Source organism: Limisphaera sp. VF-2, assembly GCF_049537125.1.
In the GTDB taxonomy this organism is placed as follows: domain Bacteria; phylum Verrucomicrobiota; class Verrucomicrobiia; order Limisphaerales; family Limisphaeraceae; genus Limisphaera.
Window position 1 is genome coordinate 81,453 of record NZ_JBMVQY010000004.1, and the last position, 18,136, is coordinate 99,588.

General features: G+C 64.6%; 7 protein-coding genes. 5 read left to right on the forward strand and 2 right to left on the reverse strand.

Annotated features, from left to right (window positions below; genetic code table 11):
• Positions 1-71: 71 nt before the first annotated feature.
• The 3 genes from ACPDIT_RS12335 to ACPDIT_RS12345 all read left to right on the forward strand — a co-directional run bounded on the left by ACPDIT_RS12335 (position 72) and on the right by ACPDIT_RS12345 (position 10,606).
• Positions 72-7,220: a M36 family metallopeptidase gene (locus tag ACPDIT_RS12335; protein WP_423443922.1), complete on the forward strand. Its 7,149-nt coding sequence runs from the start codon at positions 72-74 to the stop codon at positions 7,218-7,220.
• A 394-nt stretch (positions 7,221-7,614) separates the two neighbouring features.
• Entirely contained in the window at positions 7,615-8,238 is a 624-nt protein-coding gene (gene coaE, locus ACPDIT_RS12340) for a dephospho-CoA kinase (RefSeq protein WP_423443924.1), read from the forward strand.
• A gap of 208 nt (positions 8,239-8,446) precedes the next feature.
• Entirely contained in the window at positions 8,447-10,606 is a 2,160-nt protein-coding gene (locus tag ACPDIT_RS12345) for a protein-disulfide reductase DsbD family protein (protein WP_423443926.1), read from the forward strand.
• Positions 10,607-10,720: 114 nt separating this feature from the next.
• On the opposite strand, the gene lpdA is transcribed toward ACPDIT_RS12345, so the two are convergent.
• Positions 10,721-12,139 carry a dihydrolipoyl dehydrogenase gene (lpdA, locus tag ACPDIT_RS12350; RefSeq protein WP_423443928.1) on the reverse strand — a complete coding sequence of 473 codons (1,419 nt, stop codon included), beginning with the start codon at positions 12,137-12,139 and terminating at the stop codon, positions 10,721-10,723.
• Between the two features lie 47 nt (positions 12,140-12,186).
• A complete protein-coding gene (locus ACPDIT_RS12355) occupies positions 12,187-13,542 on the reverse strand; it encodes a 2-oxo acid dehydrogenase subunit E2 (RefSeq protein WP_423443930.1) in 1,356 nt (451 codons plus the stop codon).
• A gap of 877 nt (positions 13,543-14,419) precedes the next feature.
• Between ACPDIT_RS12355 and ACPDIT_RS12360 the strand changes: the two genes are divergently transcribed.
• Together ACPDIT_RS12360 and ACPDIT_RS12365 are read left to right on the forward strand one after the other, a co-directional pair.
• Positions 14,420-16,309, forward strand: a complete 1,890-nt coding sequence (locus ACPDIT_RS12360; RefSeq protein ID WP_423443932.1) for a DUF6057 family protein — start codon at positions 14,420-14,422, stop codon at positions 16,307-16,309.
• A gap of 103 nt (positions 16,310-16,412) precedes the next feature.
• Positions 16,413-17,951, forward strand: a complete 1,539-nt coding sequence (locus ACPDIT_RS12365; protein ID WP_423443934.1) for a TolB family protein — start codon at positions 16,413-16,415, stop codon at positions 17,949-17,951.
• The last annotated feature ends 185 nt before the right edge of the window (positions 17,952-18,136 follow it).

An 18,136-nucleotide genomic window follows, 5' to 3' on the forward strand; every position in this document is an offset into this window, starting at 1 on the left:
AGGGCGTCTGAGGAAAGGACGCTCGACGTCTGGCGCAGTGAAGCGTAGGTTTTCGACCGGTGAAACGTCCGATGAACAAGCCCATTTGGAGTGGAACAGGAGGCGCGGTGCGCGCGGCCGCTTGGTTGATGGTTCTGTGCTGGCTGGGCATTTCTTTTGGCGCCCGGGCATTGCTCCCCAGTGAGCATGCCTCGGCCCTGCCTGAAAAAGACCTGCGCAGTCACGCGGGCACGACCCCCGAAGTATTGGCGCAGCGGCAGGCGGGTTTGGCCCGCATGCAACAGGCGCTGCCGGGGGTGCAGGTCAGTTACGATTCTGTCGTCGGTTCGGCCCGGTTCGTGCGGCGCACCAGCGGGTTCCTCACTCAGGCACCGGTAGGTTCGCCGGGCCCCACGGCGGCGGCGGTTTCCCTCGCGGACCCGGAGGCGGTGGTCCGGGCGTTCCTGCGCGAGTATGCGGATGCGATCGGTCACGGCGATGTGGCGTTGGACCAGGCGCGGCGGGTTAGGGATACGGTCAGCCCGCGCAGCGGTTTGCGGACGGTGGTGTGGCAACAGGTGCTTGCCGGTGTGCCAATCTTCGAAGCGGATTTGATCGCGAACTTTACTGCACGCGGAGAGTTGGTGGCGTTGTCGAGTCGAATGGTGGCGGACCCGACTGCCGCAGCGGCTGCGGGAACCCCGAATTGGGCGACACGGCTGGGGCAGCCACCCGTCCCGGAGTCTGGCGCACTTTTGAAAGCCGCTGCGGACCTGGGACTGAGCCTGTCGGCCGGGGAATTGGGTGGGAGCGGCCAGCGAACCGAAGACGGCTATCTGAAACACAGCGTCCGCGGCCGAATGGCTTTGTCACGAGCGGTCTGGTTGCCTTTGGACGGGCAGACCCTGCGACTGGCCTGGGAGGTGCATTTGTCCAGACCGGGCACACCACAACATTATCAGCTCGTTGTCGACGCCGAGACTGGAGAGGTCTTACTACGGCGGCAGACGGCCTTCTTCATCAGCGACGCCAGCTACCGGGTGTACACCAGCGACAGTCCCTCGCCCTTCACGCCGGGGTGGCCCACCCCGAACGCAGCCCAACCACCTTACACCAACCGGGTCTTGGTTACCCTGAGTGCACTGGACGTCATTGCTTCGCCTAATGGCTGGATCAATGACGGCGACAACGAAACCCGCGGGAACAACGCTGATTGTTTCCTGGATCGGGATTTTGACTTTCAGCCGGATGGGCCGCGGCCGCAGGGGAATCCGCCTCGGGTATTCGATTTCCCGCTGGACCTGACCCGGGAGCCGATTGAGTACACCAATGCCTCCATTGTCCAAATGTTTTTCTGGGTGAACTGGTATCACGATCGATTGTACCAGTTTGGGTTTACGGAGAGCGCGGGGAACTTCCAAGAGGACAATTTCGGTCGGGGCGGTCTGGGAAGCGACTCGATCATCGGCTACGTGCAAAGCGGCGCGGATGCGGGGTTTTTCAACAATGCGTTCTTCATCCCGGCCCCGGATGGGGTCAATGGCCAGATTGCCATGTTTTTGTGGAATTTTCCCATGCCAGATCGGGACGGGGATCTGGACGCGGAAGTGATTTTTCACGAGGCGACGCACGGTCTCACGACGCGGTTGGTGGGTGGCGGCAACGGCATGACGGCTTCACAGGCACGAGGTCTGGGGGAGGGATGGTCGGACTTTTACGCCCTGGCGCTATTGAGCGAAGCAGGGGACGACGTGGACGGTGTGTATCCGATGGCCGGTTACGTTACGTACCAACTGGGCGGATTGCAGCAGAACTATTACTTCGGGCTTCGCCGCTATCCCTACAGCACGGACATGACCAAGAGTCCACTGACCTTCAAAGACATCGATCCGAGCCAGATCAGCCCGCATCCGGGTGTGCCGCGCAATCCCATCTGGCCTTTCGACCCCGACGAGGCGGATGAAGAACACAATCAGGGTGAGGTCTGGTGTGCCATCCTGTGGGAGGTACGGGCCAACCTGATCCGCAAGTATGGTTTTGCCGGCAATGACCTGATGCTGCAGTTGGTCACTGACGGTCTCAAGCTCAGCCCGCCGAATCCCAACTTCATTGAGGCCCGGGATGCGGTCATTTTGGCCGACTTGGTGGCCACCGGGGGTGCCAATGCGCGCGAGTTGTGGACGGGCTTTGCCAAGCGCGGCTTGGGCTTCAGTGCGCGATCGCCCGACAGCCGCACCACGGTGGGGGTGGTGGAGGCGTACGACACCCCGGGCCTGACCGTGGTCGGCTCGGTGATTATCGGAGGGAACGGCAACGGCATGGTGGACATCAATGAGTGCAACGACCTGTACCTGTTGGTGGCCAACTTCAACAACTTCACGGCCACTCGGTTGCGCGCGCGGGTGAACACCACCACCCCCGGCGTGGGACTTGGAGTGCGTGAATCGGCCTACCAAGATTTACCTTCCCTAGGGGTGGGCACGAACCTGATCCCGTTCCAGCTGAGCACGGCACCGTACATGGTGTGCGGCACGCCGGTGGTTCTGGAAGTAGTGCTGGAGTCCGACCAAGAGACCGTGACGAACACCGTGACGCTCAACACTGGGGTGATGGGGCAGATGCGTCGGTACGACAGCACTGCCCGTGTGCCCATTCCGGACAACGATCCAGCCGGGGCCAGCTCGGCGATCGTGGTGTCGAACCTGACCACGGCGGTGCGCAAGGTGGCGGTTTCGGTATACATCACGCATACCTGGGTGGGCGATCTCCGCCTCGAATTGATTGCCCCGGACGGTACGACTGTCGTGTTGAGCGACAGCAACGGCGGCTCCGGTAACAACTACGGCACAGCCTGCAGTCCGGATCGGCGTCGCACCACCTTCGATGACGACGGGCCGTTGCCGATTACGGGCGGGATTCCTCCCTATCAGGGGACGTTCCGGCCTCAACAACCCCTGTCGGCGTTCGTGGGGAAAGTTGGGGATGCGGCGAACGGCGCTTGGCGGCTGCGGGTTGTGGACCAGGAGGCTCTGGATACGGGGGCGATCGAGTGCTGGTCACTCTTCGTGTGGCCGGCGGAGTGTACGGATGGAGGAGGGAGCTGTCCGGGGGCGGATCTGGCATTGAGCATGACCGCGGCTCCGGATCCCGTGTTTCTGGGGAGCAATTTGGTATACACCATCACAGTGACCAACCGCGGGCCCTCGGCGGGGCGCTCCACGGTGGTGCGGCACGAGCTGCCCGGCGACGTCCTCTTTGTCCATGCGACGGCCAGCCGCGGCTCGCCGACCCCCACCGGGAACACGGTCATCTGGAATGTGGGCGATTTGCCGTTTGCGGCCGGTGGTATGCTGCAGGTCACCGTGTTACCCGCCAAGGCCGGGGTGTTGACCTCTCGGGCGACGGTGAATTCGTTGGAACCGGATGGCGATCTCAGCAACAACCAAGTGACAGTGGTTTCGCGAGCCATGCCGCCCGCATCAGACCTGGTGTTGGGGGTGACTGTGACGCCGGAGAGCGGTTTGCAGGGGCAGGTCCTGACTTATCGAATCACGGTTGACAATCTCGGTCCCTCTCCGGCCACAGGGCTGGCGGTGACCAATGAAATGCCCGCCAACTTCTTGGTCGGTACCGTGACCCCGTCGCAGGGCAGCTGGCGAGTGGAATCCTTCGGATTGGTGTGGACAGCGGGCAGCTTGGCTGCGGGAGGCACGGCGGAACTCGTCGTGAGCGGCGTTCCCGTGGCAGAGGGTACGTTGGTCTGGCGCAGCAGTGCGGGGGCGCATCAGGCCGATCCTTTCCCCGGGAACAACCGTGCGGAAGTCCGTACGGTGGTGGGCCCGGCAGCAAACCTGGTCTTGACGGCGCTGGCGATTCCGAACCCGGCCGTGATCAACGAGGAGTTTCAGTATCAGCTCGTGGTGAGCAACGCCGGCCCCAGCCTTGCCAATGGCGTGACATTGAGTGCCGTGTTGTCTGCAGGCCAGACCGTGCGTTCAAGCTACGCGACCCAGGGCTCGGTTACGGTTCAAGGCCAGGAAGTGATTGCCAATCTGGGCAGCCTGCTGCCGGGCCAACGGGTCCAAGTGGGCTTGATTGCGACCTCTTCCATACCCGGTACGTTCACCCTCCGGGCGAACGCGACGGCGCGGGAAACCGATCCACTGAGTGCCGACAATCAGGCGGAGGTTCGTGTCGTCGTGGCCGAGCGGTTTGTTGCCATCGGGTCTGCGGGGGCTACGTTGCTGGCGGAGTCCCTGCAGCCGGCGAACGGAGCGGTGGATGTCGACGAGACCGTGACCGTGGAGCTGCGGCTCTGGAACACCGGGAATATCCCCAACGTCAATTTGGTCGCAACTTTGCTACCGGGTAACGGCGTGGAGAATCCGTCTGGCCCGCAGGTGTATGGGGTGCTGCCTCCGGGTGGGATACCGGTGGATCGGTCGTTTACATTCACCGCGCGGCGAACGCCGGAAGGGGTGGTCAGAGCCGTGCTTCAGCTCTCCGACAACGGCCAGCCGCTGCCCGCGGTGGAATACACCTTTGTCCTGCCCCGGGTTGTCACCTTTACCAATACAACGCCGATTCAAATCCTGGACAACCGACCGGCCAGTCTGTACCCGTCTGTCATTCAGGTCAGCGGCGTTACGGGCACCGTGGGCCGCGTGACGGTCACGCTCTCGAACCTGACGCACGCCTACGCTCCGGATGTGCGGATGTTGCTGGTGGGACCTCGGGGACAGAAGACAGTGCTGATGTCCGCAGCCGGAGCCCCGTACGGCGTCAGTCAGGCCACGGTGACGTTCGACGACGCGGCGGAGACGGTTTTGCCGGAGTGGGATGCCCTGGTGTCTGGACGGTATCGTCCCGCTGCTTATGGAACGGAGCTGCCGTTCCCGGCGCCCGCCCCCGGCGTGCCGTACGGGACGACGTTGTCGCAGTTTGCCGGGTTGGACCCCAACGGCACGTGGTCGCTCTATGTATGGGACACCACGGCAGGCGACACAGGCCAGCTCGCGGGCGGGTGGTCAGTCAGTTTGCACCTCATCACGCCGCTAAATGAGGTGGCTGACCTGCGTGTGCTCGCTGCTCCCCCCTCGCGTGTGTTGGTGGGCCAGCCGGCAGTCATGACTTACACGGTTACGAACTTGGGCCCGGACACGGCGCGGGGTGTGGTGGTGCGAAATCAATGGCCCAGCGAATTCCGTGTGCTCGGGGTCGAGACGTCAGCGGATTCGTGGTCGTTGGAGGGCCAGACGGTCCTGGCGATCTTTAACGAGCTGGCCCCGGGCGATGCGAAGAGCCTGCGGGTCACCTTGGACGCCAACGAGGCGGGCCAATTCGGCGTGGTCGCCCAGGCAGTGGGTAGTGGCGTCGATCTGAATCTTTCAGACAATGCGCTGACGAATGTGCTCAACGTGGCGCTCCCGTTGGCCAACCTTCAGTTGTCACTGGAGACTCCGAACGCGGCTCTGGTGCTGGGACAAGAGGTCGATCTGGTACTGTCCTTGCGCAACGCCGGTCCGGAGCCGGCCCTGAACTCGGTGGTCCGAATTCCTCTTCCAGCTGCGTTGGAGCTGGTTGCCAGCTCGGTGCCGGGAGGTGTCTTGGAAAGAACCAGCGAGGGCGTTGAGATCCGGTATGATCGGCTGGTGGAGGGATTGGCGGTTCACGCCGTTTTGCGGGTGCGCGCCCGGGACGCGGGTGCCTATCAACTGGAAGCGGTGGCTTCGACGGATTCAGCGGAAGCGACACCGAGCGACAACCGGGCCACGGTGGTGTTGAACATCGCGCCTCCGCAGCCGCGGCTGATTGTGACCGGCGTCAGGGTGGTCGCGGAAAGCCAGGCACCCCCGAACGGCGCGTTGGATCAAGGGGAAGAGGTGACACTGGCCCTGGGGTTGCGCAATGTGGGTGAATTGCCGACGGAGAACCTGGTAGTGCAGCTGCTGGAACGCGGCGGCGTGTCCAGCCCTGGCGCAGCGCAGACCTACGGTGTGTTGGAACCGGGCGGTGGCACGATCTGGCGACAGTTCACGTTCACTGTCAACCGACCTGCCGGCGACATGGTTGAAGCGACATGGGAACTCCGGGACGGCGCGACCTTGGTGGGCACAGTGACTCAGGCCCTGCGGGTGGCTCGGACCTACACCTTCCGCAGCGAAGACGCCATCCAAGTTCCTGAGCGGGGTCCGGCCAATCCGTATCCGTCGCTCCTGACGGTCAACGGCCTTTCTGGCAGTGTGCTGGGGGTTCGCGTCACGCTCCACGGGTTCACGCACGGGTACCCGGACGATGTGGACGTGTTGTTGGTCGGGCCAGCGGGGCAAAAGGTGATGCTGGTATCGGATGCCGGAGGCGGCTGGGCCGTGACAAACCTGACGCTGGCACTGGAGGATTCGGCAGGGGACGGTTTGCCGGACAATGCCCGACTGAGCAGCGGGGCGTATCGGCCCGCAGACTTCGAGGCTTCCGACCTGTTACCGGTGCCTGCGCCCGCGCGGCCCTACGCAACCAGCCTAGGGATGCTTGCAGGCACCGATCCCAATGGAACCTGGTCGCTCTATGTAGCGGACGACGTGGCGGGTGAGCGCGGCGGCATCGCCGGCGGTTGGACCTTGGAGCTCTCGGTGGGCGAGCCGGTCAGTCCGTTGTCCAACCTTCGTCTGACCGGAAGTACTTCCGCCAGCACTGTCCGCACAGGAGGCTCTGCCATCTATACGTTGGAAGTGAGCAATGAAGGGCCGGCCCCCGCATCGGAAGTCGTGCTGAACGTGGCACCGCCGATGGGAAGCGAGCTTGTGCAGGTCGTCGTTTCCCAGGGCAGCACCAGCGTCAAACCGTCTGGGGTGGAGGCGCAACTGGGTGATCTGGCCCCGGGCGGCAGTGCCCAGGTCCGGCTCACGTATCGTCTGTTGCAACCCGGGACAGCGACGCTGGCAGCATCGGTGGACTCGACCAGCACCGACGTGGATGCTTCCGACAACACTTTGCAATTGGAAGTCGCTGTGGCTCCGGTGGCAGAACCGCGGTTGGAGGGCGGCTTCGAATATGGCCTGTTCCGGCTCACCTTGAAGGGTGAACCGGGCGAAACCTATGTTCTGCAGGTTTCGGAGGACCTGCAGAACTGGACGGACTTGGAGTCGCGCGTAATGCCGCCGAGCGGTGAAGTGAAATTCACCGATCCCGAGTCGGCCAGTCGCTCGCAGCGCTACTACCGGGCACTGCGCCTCCTACCGTGAAACCGGAGCCGGCCCTGCAATACCGCTGAAACTGTTCAACGCGGTTGCGGCGTTCCCGAACTGAGCGCAAGTGGCAGCCTCTCGCAGATCTGAGCAAGGACAAGCGAGGAGGATGCGTGGGCCCTGGGCAGGGGAGCCCGGGCCTTCCCGGGGTATCCAGAGAACCGCAAGCCGTTGTCGGTCACTTTGGGTCCAAATCTGTGGTAGCCGGCCGGTGACTGTCGCCAGCGCCATGCCGCCGGGCCCCGTGTGCGCTGCAGAGCGTCCGAACAGAGGTTCAAGAACAGAACAGCCTGCAAGGCAGCATGGAACGCGTCCCGCGTCTTTTCCGAATCGCAGCTTGTAGGCCCGGTAGCCTTCCTCCAAGGCAACCCCTGCGCGGGACCACGATGCCATGGAACGAATCGGGTTGACCGGCGGACTGGGCATGGGGAAATCCACGGTGGCCGGCATGTTTGCTGCGCGCGGTTTGCCGGTGGTGGATACCGACCAGTTGGCGCGGCAGGTGGTGGAGCCGGGCCAACCGGCCTGGGAGGAGATTCTGCAGACCTTCGGGCGGGACATCGCGCATCCTGATGGCCGGTTGAACCGATCGGAACTGGCCCGGCGCGTGTTTCGGAATCCGGAGGCGCGGCGTCGACTGGAAGCGATCACGCATCCGCGGATTCGGGAACGCTGGCACCAGCAAATGGCGGCCTGGGAGGCCGCCGGGGTGGCTCGGGCCATGGTGGTCATTCCGTTGTTGTACGAAGTGGGAGCGGAGGCCGAGTTGGACCGGGTCGTTTGCGTGGCGTGTCAGAAGGACACCCAGTGGGAGCGGCTGCGCGCCCGGGGCTGGTCAGAGGAGGAAATCCAACTTCGCCTGGCGGCGCAATGGCCGGTGGAAGAGAAGATGGCGCGTGCGCATCATGTGATTTGGACGGAGGGCTCGCTCTCGGCCACGGAAGCCCAGGTGGAGCACCTTCTGGCGCGGTGGAAGGCAGGTCCCCACGTCAGCAATCGGCCGGAGCGCTTGTAACCTTTTTGCGCCGGAGGGATCCCGGCTGTGGCGAGGCCGGCCGCAACCAGGCATCGGGCATGGGGACGGATGCCGTACCGCACCGATCAGAGGGGTAAGGACAGAGGTCGTGGGTAGTTTGCAGTGCGGCCGATCCTGGGGAATCGGGTAGACGGACCTCGTCCTTGTCGAGGGTGCACGAATCAGGTTTCAGGCTACGTTTGACGCCGTGAAGACGAAATGGAACAACCTGGGGATTTGCGGGGCGCTATTGGCCCTGTGGGCGTCCATGGCTTGTGCCGAGGCTGCGCATACGCGGGCGCAGCTGGTCTTGGAAGCGACACAGGCGCGGCCGGGGGAGATGGTCTGGGCCGGGCTGCATTTGCGCATGGACCCGGAATGGCATACGTATTGGCGCAACCCCGGCGCCTCCGGCATGGCCACCAAGATTGCCTGGGACCTCCCGGAGGGCATCACCGCCGGGCCCATCCAATGGCCCCCGCCGGAGAAGTATGGGGAAGGCGAACTGGCCACGTACGTTTACCATGACGAGGTGGTGCTGCTGATTCCCTTGCACGTGGCGTCGAATCAACCGCCGGGCCGATGGACATTGAAAGGCAAGGTTTCCTGGCTCGAGTGCAAAGAAGTCTGTGTGCCGGGTTCTGCGGAGGTCAGTGCCGTGTTGGAGGTGGGCGTGGAACGGCGGGCCTCTGCCGCTGCGGGTCTCATCCAGCAGTGGCGAGGTCGCTTGCCGGAGGACGGGGCAGGCCTCGGCTTTCGCGCGGTCTGGGACGCACCGCCGGGCGCGGGTCGGGAACGGCCCTTGGTGCTCGAATGGGCTGCAGAGGGGATGAGCGGGGCCGGGGCCGACTTTTTCCCGTACGAGGCCGACGATTATGAGGTGCAGGCACCGAGCACGCGGCTCCCGGCCGACCCGGCAAGGGTTCGACTGCGCAAAGTCGTGCAAACTTTCACGGGAAACTGGCCCGCGGAAATTGCCGGGATTGTGGTGGCCGGTGACGGGGTGCGGTCGCGTGCCTGGGAAGTGCGTGCGAAGATTCAGGAACCGGAAGGCGTCTCTGCCGGTTCGCCCGCGGCCAGCAGCGGCATCGGACCCTCGTCCTTGCGGGGATTGGCGTGGGTGTTGGGCTATGCGTTTCTGGGGGGATTGATCTTGAACGTCATGCCATGTGTCCTGCCGGTGATTGCGCTCAAGATTCTCGGGTTCGTGAACCAGGCGGGGGAGGATCGCCGGCAGATCTTGCGGTTGGGTTGGGTTTATACGCTGGGTGTGTTGGCATCCTTTGCGGCGCTCGCCGTGTTGGTGATCGGTTTGCAGGCGGCGGGGCGGCAGGCGGGTTGGGGGATTCAGTTCGGGAACCCGTACTTTTTGATCGCGATGACGATTCTGGTGACGCTCATCGCGTTGAACCTGTTTGGCGTGTTCGAGGTGACCGCGGGGGGCCGCGCCATGGACTCGGCAGCGCAGTGGGCGTCGCGTCCCGGGGCCGCGGGCGCGTTTTTCAGCGGTCTGTTGACCACGGTGCTGGCGACCTCCTGCACGGCCCCCTTTCTGGGCGCGGCCGTGGGATTTGCGTTTGTGCAACCGCCCTGGGTTGTCCTGTTGGTCCTGCTGACGGTGGGACTGGGGCTGGCATTTCCCTATCTCGTGCTGAGCTGGCAACCGGGCTGGTTGCGCTGGCTGCCGAAGCCGGGACCGTGGATGGAACACTTCAAGGTGGCGATGGGTTTCCCCATGCTCGCTGCAGCGGTGTGGCTGTTGAGCCTGGTGGAGGCACATTACGGGGATCGCACGTGGTGGTTGGCGTGGTTCCTGGTCTTGTTGAGCGTGGCGGCCTGGTTGTTCGGGACGTTCTGGCAACGGGGTCGGTCCCGGCGCGGAGCCGGGTTGGTGGCGGCGTTGATCGTGTTGGGCGCAGGCTATGTAGGCTTGCTCGAAGGAGCGATGCATTGGCGGGAGCCGGCAGCCAGCAACGTCGAGGCGAACGTGTCCGGCTCCGTGGGGAAAGGCGATGCGATTCCGTGGCAGCCGTGGAGTCCGGAGGCCGTCGCGGCGGCGCGTGCCGCGGGCCGACCCGTGTTGGTGGACTTTACCGCGCGTTGGTGCCTGACCTGCCAGGCGAACAAGAAGTTTGCGCTGGAGGTGCCTTCGGTGCGGGCCAAATTGCGAGAGCTCAACGCGGTGGCGCTGCTCGGCGACTACACGCACTTCCCCGAGGCGATCACCCAGGAATTGAAGCGGTTCGGCCGTGCCGGGGTACCGTTGGTCCTGGTGTATCCGGCAGATCCGGCGCGCGAGCCGTTGGTGTTGCCGGAGGCGCTGACACCGGGGATCGTGTTGGAAGCGCTGGAGAAGGCCGCGCGTTGAGGTGCGTGGAACGGCTGTGCAGAGCCCGCATCAATGCCGGCGGGGGCGGTTTGGCAAGAAGGCCGGCCATCGGGTTCTGCCGGCGAGCGTGATTCGCCTCGCCGCCGGATGGGATCACAGAGTGCGTTTCCGGCCCAAAGTGTGGGTGGCGTACCCGTAATAAGCTTCCGCAGCCTCCATGAGGGTTTCGGAGAGGGTCGGGTGCGGATGCACCGTGAGGGCGATATCCTCGGCGGTGGCGCCCATTTCGAGTGCCAGGGTGGCTTCGGCGATGAGTTCGCCGGCCCCGTGGCCGACAATCCCCACGCCCAGCACACGATCGCTCTCGGGGTCCACGATCAGCTTCGTCATGCCGTCGGTGCGATCGAACGACATGGCCCGACCCGAAGCAGACCAGGGGAACTTGGCGACTTCATGAGGGATGCCGCGTTCTTTGGCCTCGGCCTCGGTCAGACCGCACCACGCCAGTTCCGGGTCCGTGAACACCACCGCCGGGATGACGATGTTTTCGAAACGACTGTCCTCGCCGTTGATCACCTCGACGGCGATGCGTGCTTCTTTGTGCGCTTTGTGGGCGAGCAGGGCGCCGCCGACCACGTCGCCAATGGCATAAATGTGCGGGTCGTCGGTTTGCTGGTGTTCGTTGACCTTGATGAAACCCTTGTCGGTGAACTGGACCCGCGTGTTCTCGAGCCCGAGATCCTCGGTGTTGGGGACGCGGCCCACGGCCACCAGGACCCGGTCGTACAACTCTTCGAGTTTGCGCCCGTTGTATTCCGTGACCACCCGGATCTGTTTGCCGGCGGTGGCCATGCTGAGGACCTTGGCCTGGAGCCGGATTTCCTTGAACGCCTTCTGGGCCCGCTGGACCACCGGTCGGGCCAGGTCGGGATCCGCTCCGGCCAGGACCTTGTCGAGCGCCTCCACCAGGATGACTTCACTGCCCAAAGCGGCGTAGACCGTGCCGAGTTCCATGCCGATGTAGCCGCCGCCCACCACCAGCAGCCGGGGCGGGATCTCTTCCACCTCCAGGGCCTCGGTGGAGGTCATGATGCGAGGGTTGCCGAGGTCGAAGGCCTTGGGCATGGCGGGCAAGGATCCCGTGGCCACAATCGCGTGTTGGTATCGAATGAATTTTTGGCCCTCCTCGGTCTCGACGCGCAGGGTCTGAGAGTCCTCGAAATAGCCGCGCCCCCGGATGACCTGGACCCCGCGCTTTTGCGCCAGGAAGGCGACGCCGCCGGCGAGTTTCTCCAAAATGGAATCCTTCCACGCACGCAGCCGTGCCAGGTCCACCGTGGGCGGGGCAAAGGTGATGCCGCGATGCGAAGATTCCTTCGTTTCCGTGATCAGGTGGGTGGCGTACAGCAGGGCCTTCGAGGGGATGCAGCCGACGTTCAGGCAAACGCCGCCCAGGCGTTTGTCTTTTTCGACCAGGATGACTTTTTTGCCAAGGTCGGCTGCATAAAAGGCTGCGGCATAGCCGCCAGGGCCGGCGCCGACGACCACCAGTTCGGTTTCAATGGGCTGCATAGGCGATTTCAAAGGTCAACCCCCGGTGAGCGGCAAAGCCGAAGCGGTCAAAGCCGCACAGCTTCTTCGGGGAAATTCTCCAGGGCACGCACCAGATCCACGATGAACCGGGCTGCGGATCCCCCGTCGATCACCCGGTGGTCGTAACTGAGGGCCAGGGGCACCATCAGACGCGGTGTGACCTGACCGTCGCGCACCACGGGTTTCAGACTCCCGCGGCCCACACCCAGAATGGCGACCTCCGGCCGGTTGATGATCGGCGTGAAATGGGCTCCGCCAATGGCGCCCTGGTTGGAAATGGTGAAGCTTCCCCCTTGCATCTCCTCGCGGGCCAGCTTGCGTTCGCGGGCGCGCTGGGCCAGCGATTCGATCTCTTTCGCGAGGTCCAGCAGAGACTTTCGGTCGGCGTCCCGCACCACGGGCACCAGCAACCCGTGCTCGGTGTCCACCGCCAACCCGATGTGGAAGTACTCCTTGATGACCAGCTCCCGTGCCTGTTCATCCAGGCTGCTGTTGAAAACCGGATGTTTTTTGAGTGTGTCCACCACGGCACGGATCAGGAAAGGCGTCACCGTGAGTTTGACGCCCTTCTGTTCATAGGCCGGGGCGAATTGCTTGCGGAGCTCGTTAATGCGCGTGAAGTCGGCCTCGTCGAACTGCGTGACATGCGGGATGGCCTCCCAACTTTCCCAAAGCCGGCGTGCGATGACCTCGCGGAGGGTGCTCAGGGGTTCACGCCGGACCGGGCCCCATTTCGAGAAGTCCACCGGCTCGGCCGGAGGGGGTCCAGCCGGCTGAGCGGGTGCCGCAGCGGGGGCCGCGGCCCGGGCGGCCAACTCCTTGTATTTGACGGCGAGGGTCTGAAGGCGCTGGATGTAGTTGCGCAGGTCCTGGCGGGTGATGCGGCCACCGGGGTCGGTTCCCCGCACGCGGCTCAGGTCGATTCCGAGTTCCCGCGCCAGGCGCCGCACGGAGGGGGGAGCGACCGGGGCGGCGACCGGAGCCGGGATTTCCTCCTCTTCGAGTTCTTCCACGGGGGGCAACGGTGCGGCCGGGGTGGTCACCGGTGAGGCGGCAGCCGGGGTGGGCCTTGGGGGTGCCGGAGGTGCTTCGGGCTTGGGTGTTCGCGGCGTGGCAGCGCTCGGTGGGGCGGAGGCTGGCGCGGCGGCGCCGGTGGTCTGCAGGCGCAGGATGCGTTGGCCCACGGCGAGCTTTTCGCCGGGCTTGACGTACACCTCGGCCACGGTTCCGGCGTGTTCGGCCGGAATGGTGGCGATGGCCTTTTCGTTTTCCAGTTCGAGCAGTGGCTGGCCCGGGCTAATGGTGTCCCCGGGTTTGACAAACACACTGACCACCACACCACTGTCCGCACCTTCACCGAGAGGTGGAAGCTTGATATCCATGACGTCGAACGTCCGGGAATGTTATGCGGGATTGATCCGATGGCAAGCCCGCCGGCCGGGCGGATGAGACGAGGGCGCATTTGGAGTTGCTGACAACCGCGAGAGCCCGGTGTGGGGTTCGGAGGTTCCCGGCGCGAGAAAACGGACGAAACGGGGATTTTGCCGGGATTTTTGAATCTTGGGGCTCAGTGACGGAAACGCGCGCGCCGTGTCCGCGCATCGCGCGGGCCCGAGCACGCGCCGAAGGCGCCTCTCCTCCACCCGCCCGGCGCAGCGCCCCGGGAACTCGGTCCTCCAAATCCATCGGGCCCTGAAAAGGTGCAACCCCGGCACCCCAAAATCGCGAGCGCCGGGCGAGCCACACCGAATTGGGCGTTTTCAGGACGCGGTGAATTGTGGCGACTCGGTTGCCCAGGGCGTCGCCCTGGGCTGGTGCCTGCCACGTCCCGTCGGCGACGCGCACGGCGCGCCGAGGACACGAGAACTTCGTGACATCGGATTGGGTCTGGTGAGAACGGGTCTGCCTGGGGCTGTGTTGGAGGATCGTCGTTCGCACCGGGGGCGCCTGCAGGGCCCTGGCGCCTCAGATTCGCTGACCGGCGCAATTCATCGCTTGGACCGCCCCGAAAGCTCGGCGCCACTTCGGGCGTGTACGGACCGCGAAAGTCAGAGGACACCGGCGTTTCCTCCGGGTTGTTGAATCCGGCGCGTAAGAACGGAAGAATTCTCTCTCCCGTACTTTGGCGGATCGCCGACTTGCGACTCAACAGACCAGTGTCCTAGAGTGGCTCAGCGGATAGGGTCGGGCGATATGGGGTCTGCAAAACGCGGCCGCGCCGGAATACCTGCCTGTCCGGGGGAGCGACAAGCGGGAGGCATGGAGTCTCCCGTTTCCTCCCACCGCCGACCGCCTTTGTTTGCAGGGACGCGTTTCAGATTCCATCCGCAACTCGTCCACATTGCCACGGGGTTGCTTGGCTCGCTTGGCCTGTTCGTTTACGTTGCCACGCGGCTTCAGCCGACGCTGGAGTGGCATCGGGATCAACCGCAGTTCTACTGGACCCAAGACTTTTTTCGATTGTTTTGGCGCGAACCGGGAGGCCTGGTGCGTTACGCGGCGGCGGCACTGGCCCAGTGCGATGTGCACAACTGGAGCGGGGCCCTGGTTTTCACGATTCTGGCCGGCGGTTTGGGAACCCTGGGTTGTGCGCTGCTGAAACGTGCGGGCGCAGTCGCGCTCCTTCCTGCCGCCTTTGCGCCGCCGCTGCTGTTCCTCTGGTTGCGACAAGCCTTTGGGGCTTCCGCGCTGATCGCGGGACTGGGAGTGGGCCTGGCGTGGGCACTGGCGCTGGGATTGTCCCGCGGGACACGCTCTGGGTCGGCCGGAGGGCTTCTGTTGAGCTGGCTCGTGGCGGCCGGAGTGTATTTGGGGGCGGGCTTTTGGGCCTGGCTGGCCTTTCTGGTCGCAATCGAGGCCTTTCCTTGGGCATCTCCTCGCTCGTGGCTTCGCACGGGGGTTTTCTGGTTGGGGAGCCTGGCCGCCGCCGTGGGCGTGGCATGGAGCTACGGGGCCGGGTTGGTACCCGGGATGGAAGGCCCGGATCCGGTGAAGCGCCAGCTCCTTTGGGGGGCCCTGGCCCTGGGCGTGCCGGTCCTGGCGCTGATCCGTGCCCGGGTGGTCCCGCGGTTCCCTCCCGCTGTGGACGGGCCCGCAAAAGCCGGATCCACCAGTTTGCCCGCCCTGTCGTGGGCGGGTTTGAAAAGCGCCTCCGGCCGGACAGCCCTGGTCGCAACGGTGCTGCTGGCTGTTGCCGTGGCGGCGGATTTTGATCGGGACGCGCGCAGGGTGAGTGCGCTCCTGGTGGCGGCGGCTCACGAGGACCATCTCCAAGTACTGGAGCAAGCCGGTACCTTGCCCCGCCTTCCGGCCGCGGCGGAGATCGTGCTGCATCGCTCGCTCTACCACACGGGCAGGCTTTTGGATGAGCTGTTCCGGTATGAAAACCTGTCGCTTTGGCGCCTTCTCCCCGGCACCGAGGCGGGCGCGGCTGCGTGCCGGGCCCAGGTTCCCACCTTGTTGGAACTTGGGCAGGTGAACGAAGCAGAGCGTCTGGCTCATGAAGCCCTGGAGTTCGAAGGGCCGAGACCCGACTTGCTCCGCTGGTTGGCGGAGGTGAATGTGCTGAAAGACCGACCGGCGGCCGCACGGGTGTTTCTGAACGCGCTCAGTCGTCATCCGGTGCATCGGGTCCGGGCGCAAGAACGACTTCATGCACTGATGATGGATCCGGCCGGCACCAACGATGCCCGCCTGAGGCTCATTCGCCAGCGCATGGTGCGGACCGACCTTCCCCACAGTGGCATGCCCACGGCCCTGCTGCTGGAGCAGTTGCTCGACACGGATCCCTCCAATGACATGGCCTGGCAGTATCTCCTGGCTCATCATTTGCTCAGCTGCGATTTGGAACGTTTCGTCAGGTGGCTCCGCCGTCGGCAGCCTCTGCCCTGGACCCAGTGGCCGCGTCACTGCGAAGAAGCTGTGCTGCTGTATCAGTGGCTGAGCCCTGACGGGCCGGCACCGCCGAATCTTCCGATTCGACCCGAGACCCGGCAGCGGTTCATGGCTTTTCGGACGGCTCTCGCCCAAGGGGCCCTGCAGAGCGACGAGGGTCGGCGCCGACTGGCGGAAACCTTCCGGGGCACTTACTGGCTGTACCATCTGTCGCACGCGCCCGCTCCGGGCAACACAACCCCTTCAGCTGACTGAGCGTATGAAGATCTTTGGCTGTGAACGGAGACCCGCGCGGCACAGTGGCTGCGGCCCGCAGGTGCCGCCTCGGAAACGGGTTGCCGCAGTACGGGCCGCCGCTTTGCATCGCATCGCTTTCACGGGATGGTTTCTGGGAGGGTTCATCCTGTCGGTCTCTGCCGGAGCTCCGACCCTCGCAACGGAGGATCAACGGGGGACGTTGCCCCCGCCGCCGCCGGATTCAGTTCGTTTGTTCCCCGACTACACCGGAATCGTGGTCCCCCCGAACATCGCCCCACTCAACTTTCGGGTGGAACATCCCGGCCGGCGGTACCGCTTGGTGGCCCGGTCTCGTCACGGAGATCCGGTCCGAATCACGAGTCGCAGTCCGGTCATTCAGTTTCCCCTGCAAGCCTGGCGCCGCCTTCTTGCCGCCAATGCCGGAGAACCGCTGCTTTGGGAGCTGGCCCTCGAGGAGGCCAGTGGCGAGTGGCGAACCCTCCCCACCGTCACCAACTGGATCGCGCCGGACCCGGTGGACCCGACCCTGGTCTATCGCCGCTTGAGGCCGGTCTACAGTCTGTATGGGGAACTGGGGATTTATCAGCGCAATCTGGAGACGTTCGAGGAGCGTCCGGTACTGGAGAACCACCGTTTCCACCATGGATGCCTCAACTGCCACACGTTCCTGAACCAGCAGCCCGGGGTGTTCGTCTTTCACATCCGCACGTTCACCAACGTGCACCCGATGATTCTCGTGCGATCGAACGAAATCGTGCGAGTGGAGAAAACCATGGGATATCTGAGCTGGCATCCGAGCGGGCGGTTGCTGGTGTTTTCCCGGAACAAATTGGGCCTGTTCTATCATACGCGCGGCGAAACACGGGACGTGTTCGACGCCCAGTCCGATCTGGGTGTGTACTGGCTGGACTCCAACACCTTCGAGCATCCCCGGGCCATTGCCGCGCCGGATCGTAACGAAACCTGGCCGGCCTGGTCCCCGGATGGTCGATATCTGTACTTTTGCAGCGCGCCGCCCCGGCCCAGCGACGAGTTTCGCTCTGTACGGTACGACCTGGTCCGGGTGGCGTTCGACCTCGAGACCGGCCGCTGGGGCGAACCCGAGGTGGTGCTGTCCTCCGAGGTCACGCGCGCCAGCGCCGCTCAGCCCCGAATCTCACCCGACGGGCGCTGGCTGCTCTTCAGCCTGGCCCAGTACGGGAATTTCCCCATTTACCGGCGGAGTACCGACCTGTTCCTGATGGACCTTCAAAGTGGCGAGGTGAGTCGGCCCGACATCAACAGCGACTCGGCGGATTCCTGGCACACCTGGTCGAGCAACAGTCGCTGGGTCGTCTTCAGCAGCAAGCGGCTGGATGGGTTGTTCACCAGGCCCTTCTTCACGTACGTGGACCACTCCGGTCGCTGCTCCAAGCCCTTTGTGCTCCCGCAGGAGGATCCATCGTTTTACGAGGGCTTCCTGTACAATTATAACGTGCCGGAGCTGGTCCGGGGCCCCGTGACCGTTTCGGAACGTGCCCTGGCTCGGGCGATCCTTCGACCCGACCGGGTCATCGTGCCACAGCCTGCGGACGCGGCGGCCGGCGCCTCCCAAGCCTCTTTTGCAGACAAGCCGGGCGAGCGGCGCGTGGAGCAGTAAGCACCCCCCGACCCCGGAACGCCGGACACGCCCGATTCGGGCTTTGCGGCTGAAGGCCGGGTCGCCCGACCGGCAGCCGCCCACGCGGGTCCGCATGGGGCGCCGCCACGGGCTCGACATGCTCGGGCGCACCCTTCCGGTGCGTATCCAGGCCGGGCCACGGTGTCCACCCGGTTCCATCGGGA

Coding starts and splice junctions, on each gene's coding strand:
- ACPDIT_RS12355 (WP_423443930.1), bottom strand. CDS start 13,542: ATGGATATCAAGCTTCCACCTCTCGGTGAAGGTGCGGACAGTGGTGTG.
- ACPDIT_RS12360 (WP_423443932.1), top strand. CDS start 14,420: ATGGAGTCTCCCGTTTCCTCCCACCGCCGACCGCCTTTGTTTGCAGGG.
- coaE (WP_423443924.1), top strand. CDS start 7,615: ATGGAACGAATCGGGTTGACCGGCGGACTGGGCATGGGGAAATCCACG.
- ACPDIT_RS12335 (WP_423443922.1), top strand. CDS start 72: ATGAACAAGCCCATTTGGAGTGGAACAGGAGGCGCGGTGCGCGCGGCC.
- lpdA (WP_423443928.1), bottom strand. CDS start 12,139: ATGCAGCCCATTGAAACCGAACTGGTGGTCGTCGGCGCCGGCCCTGGC.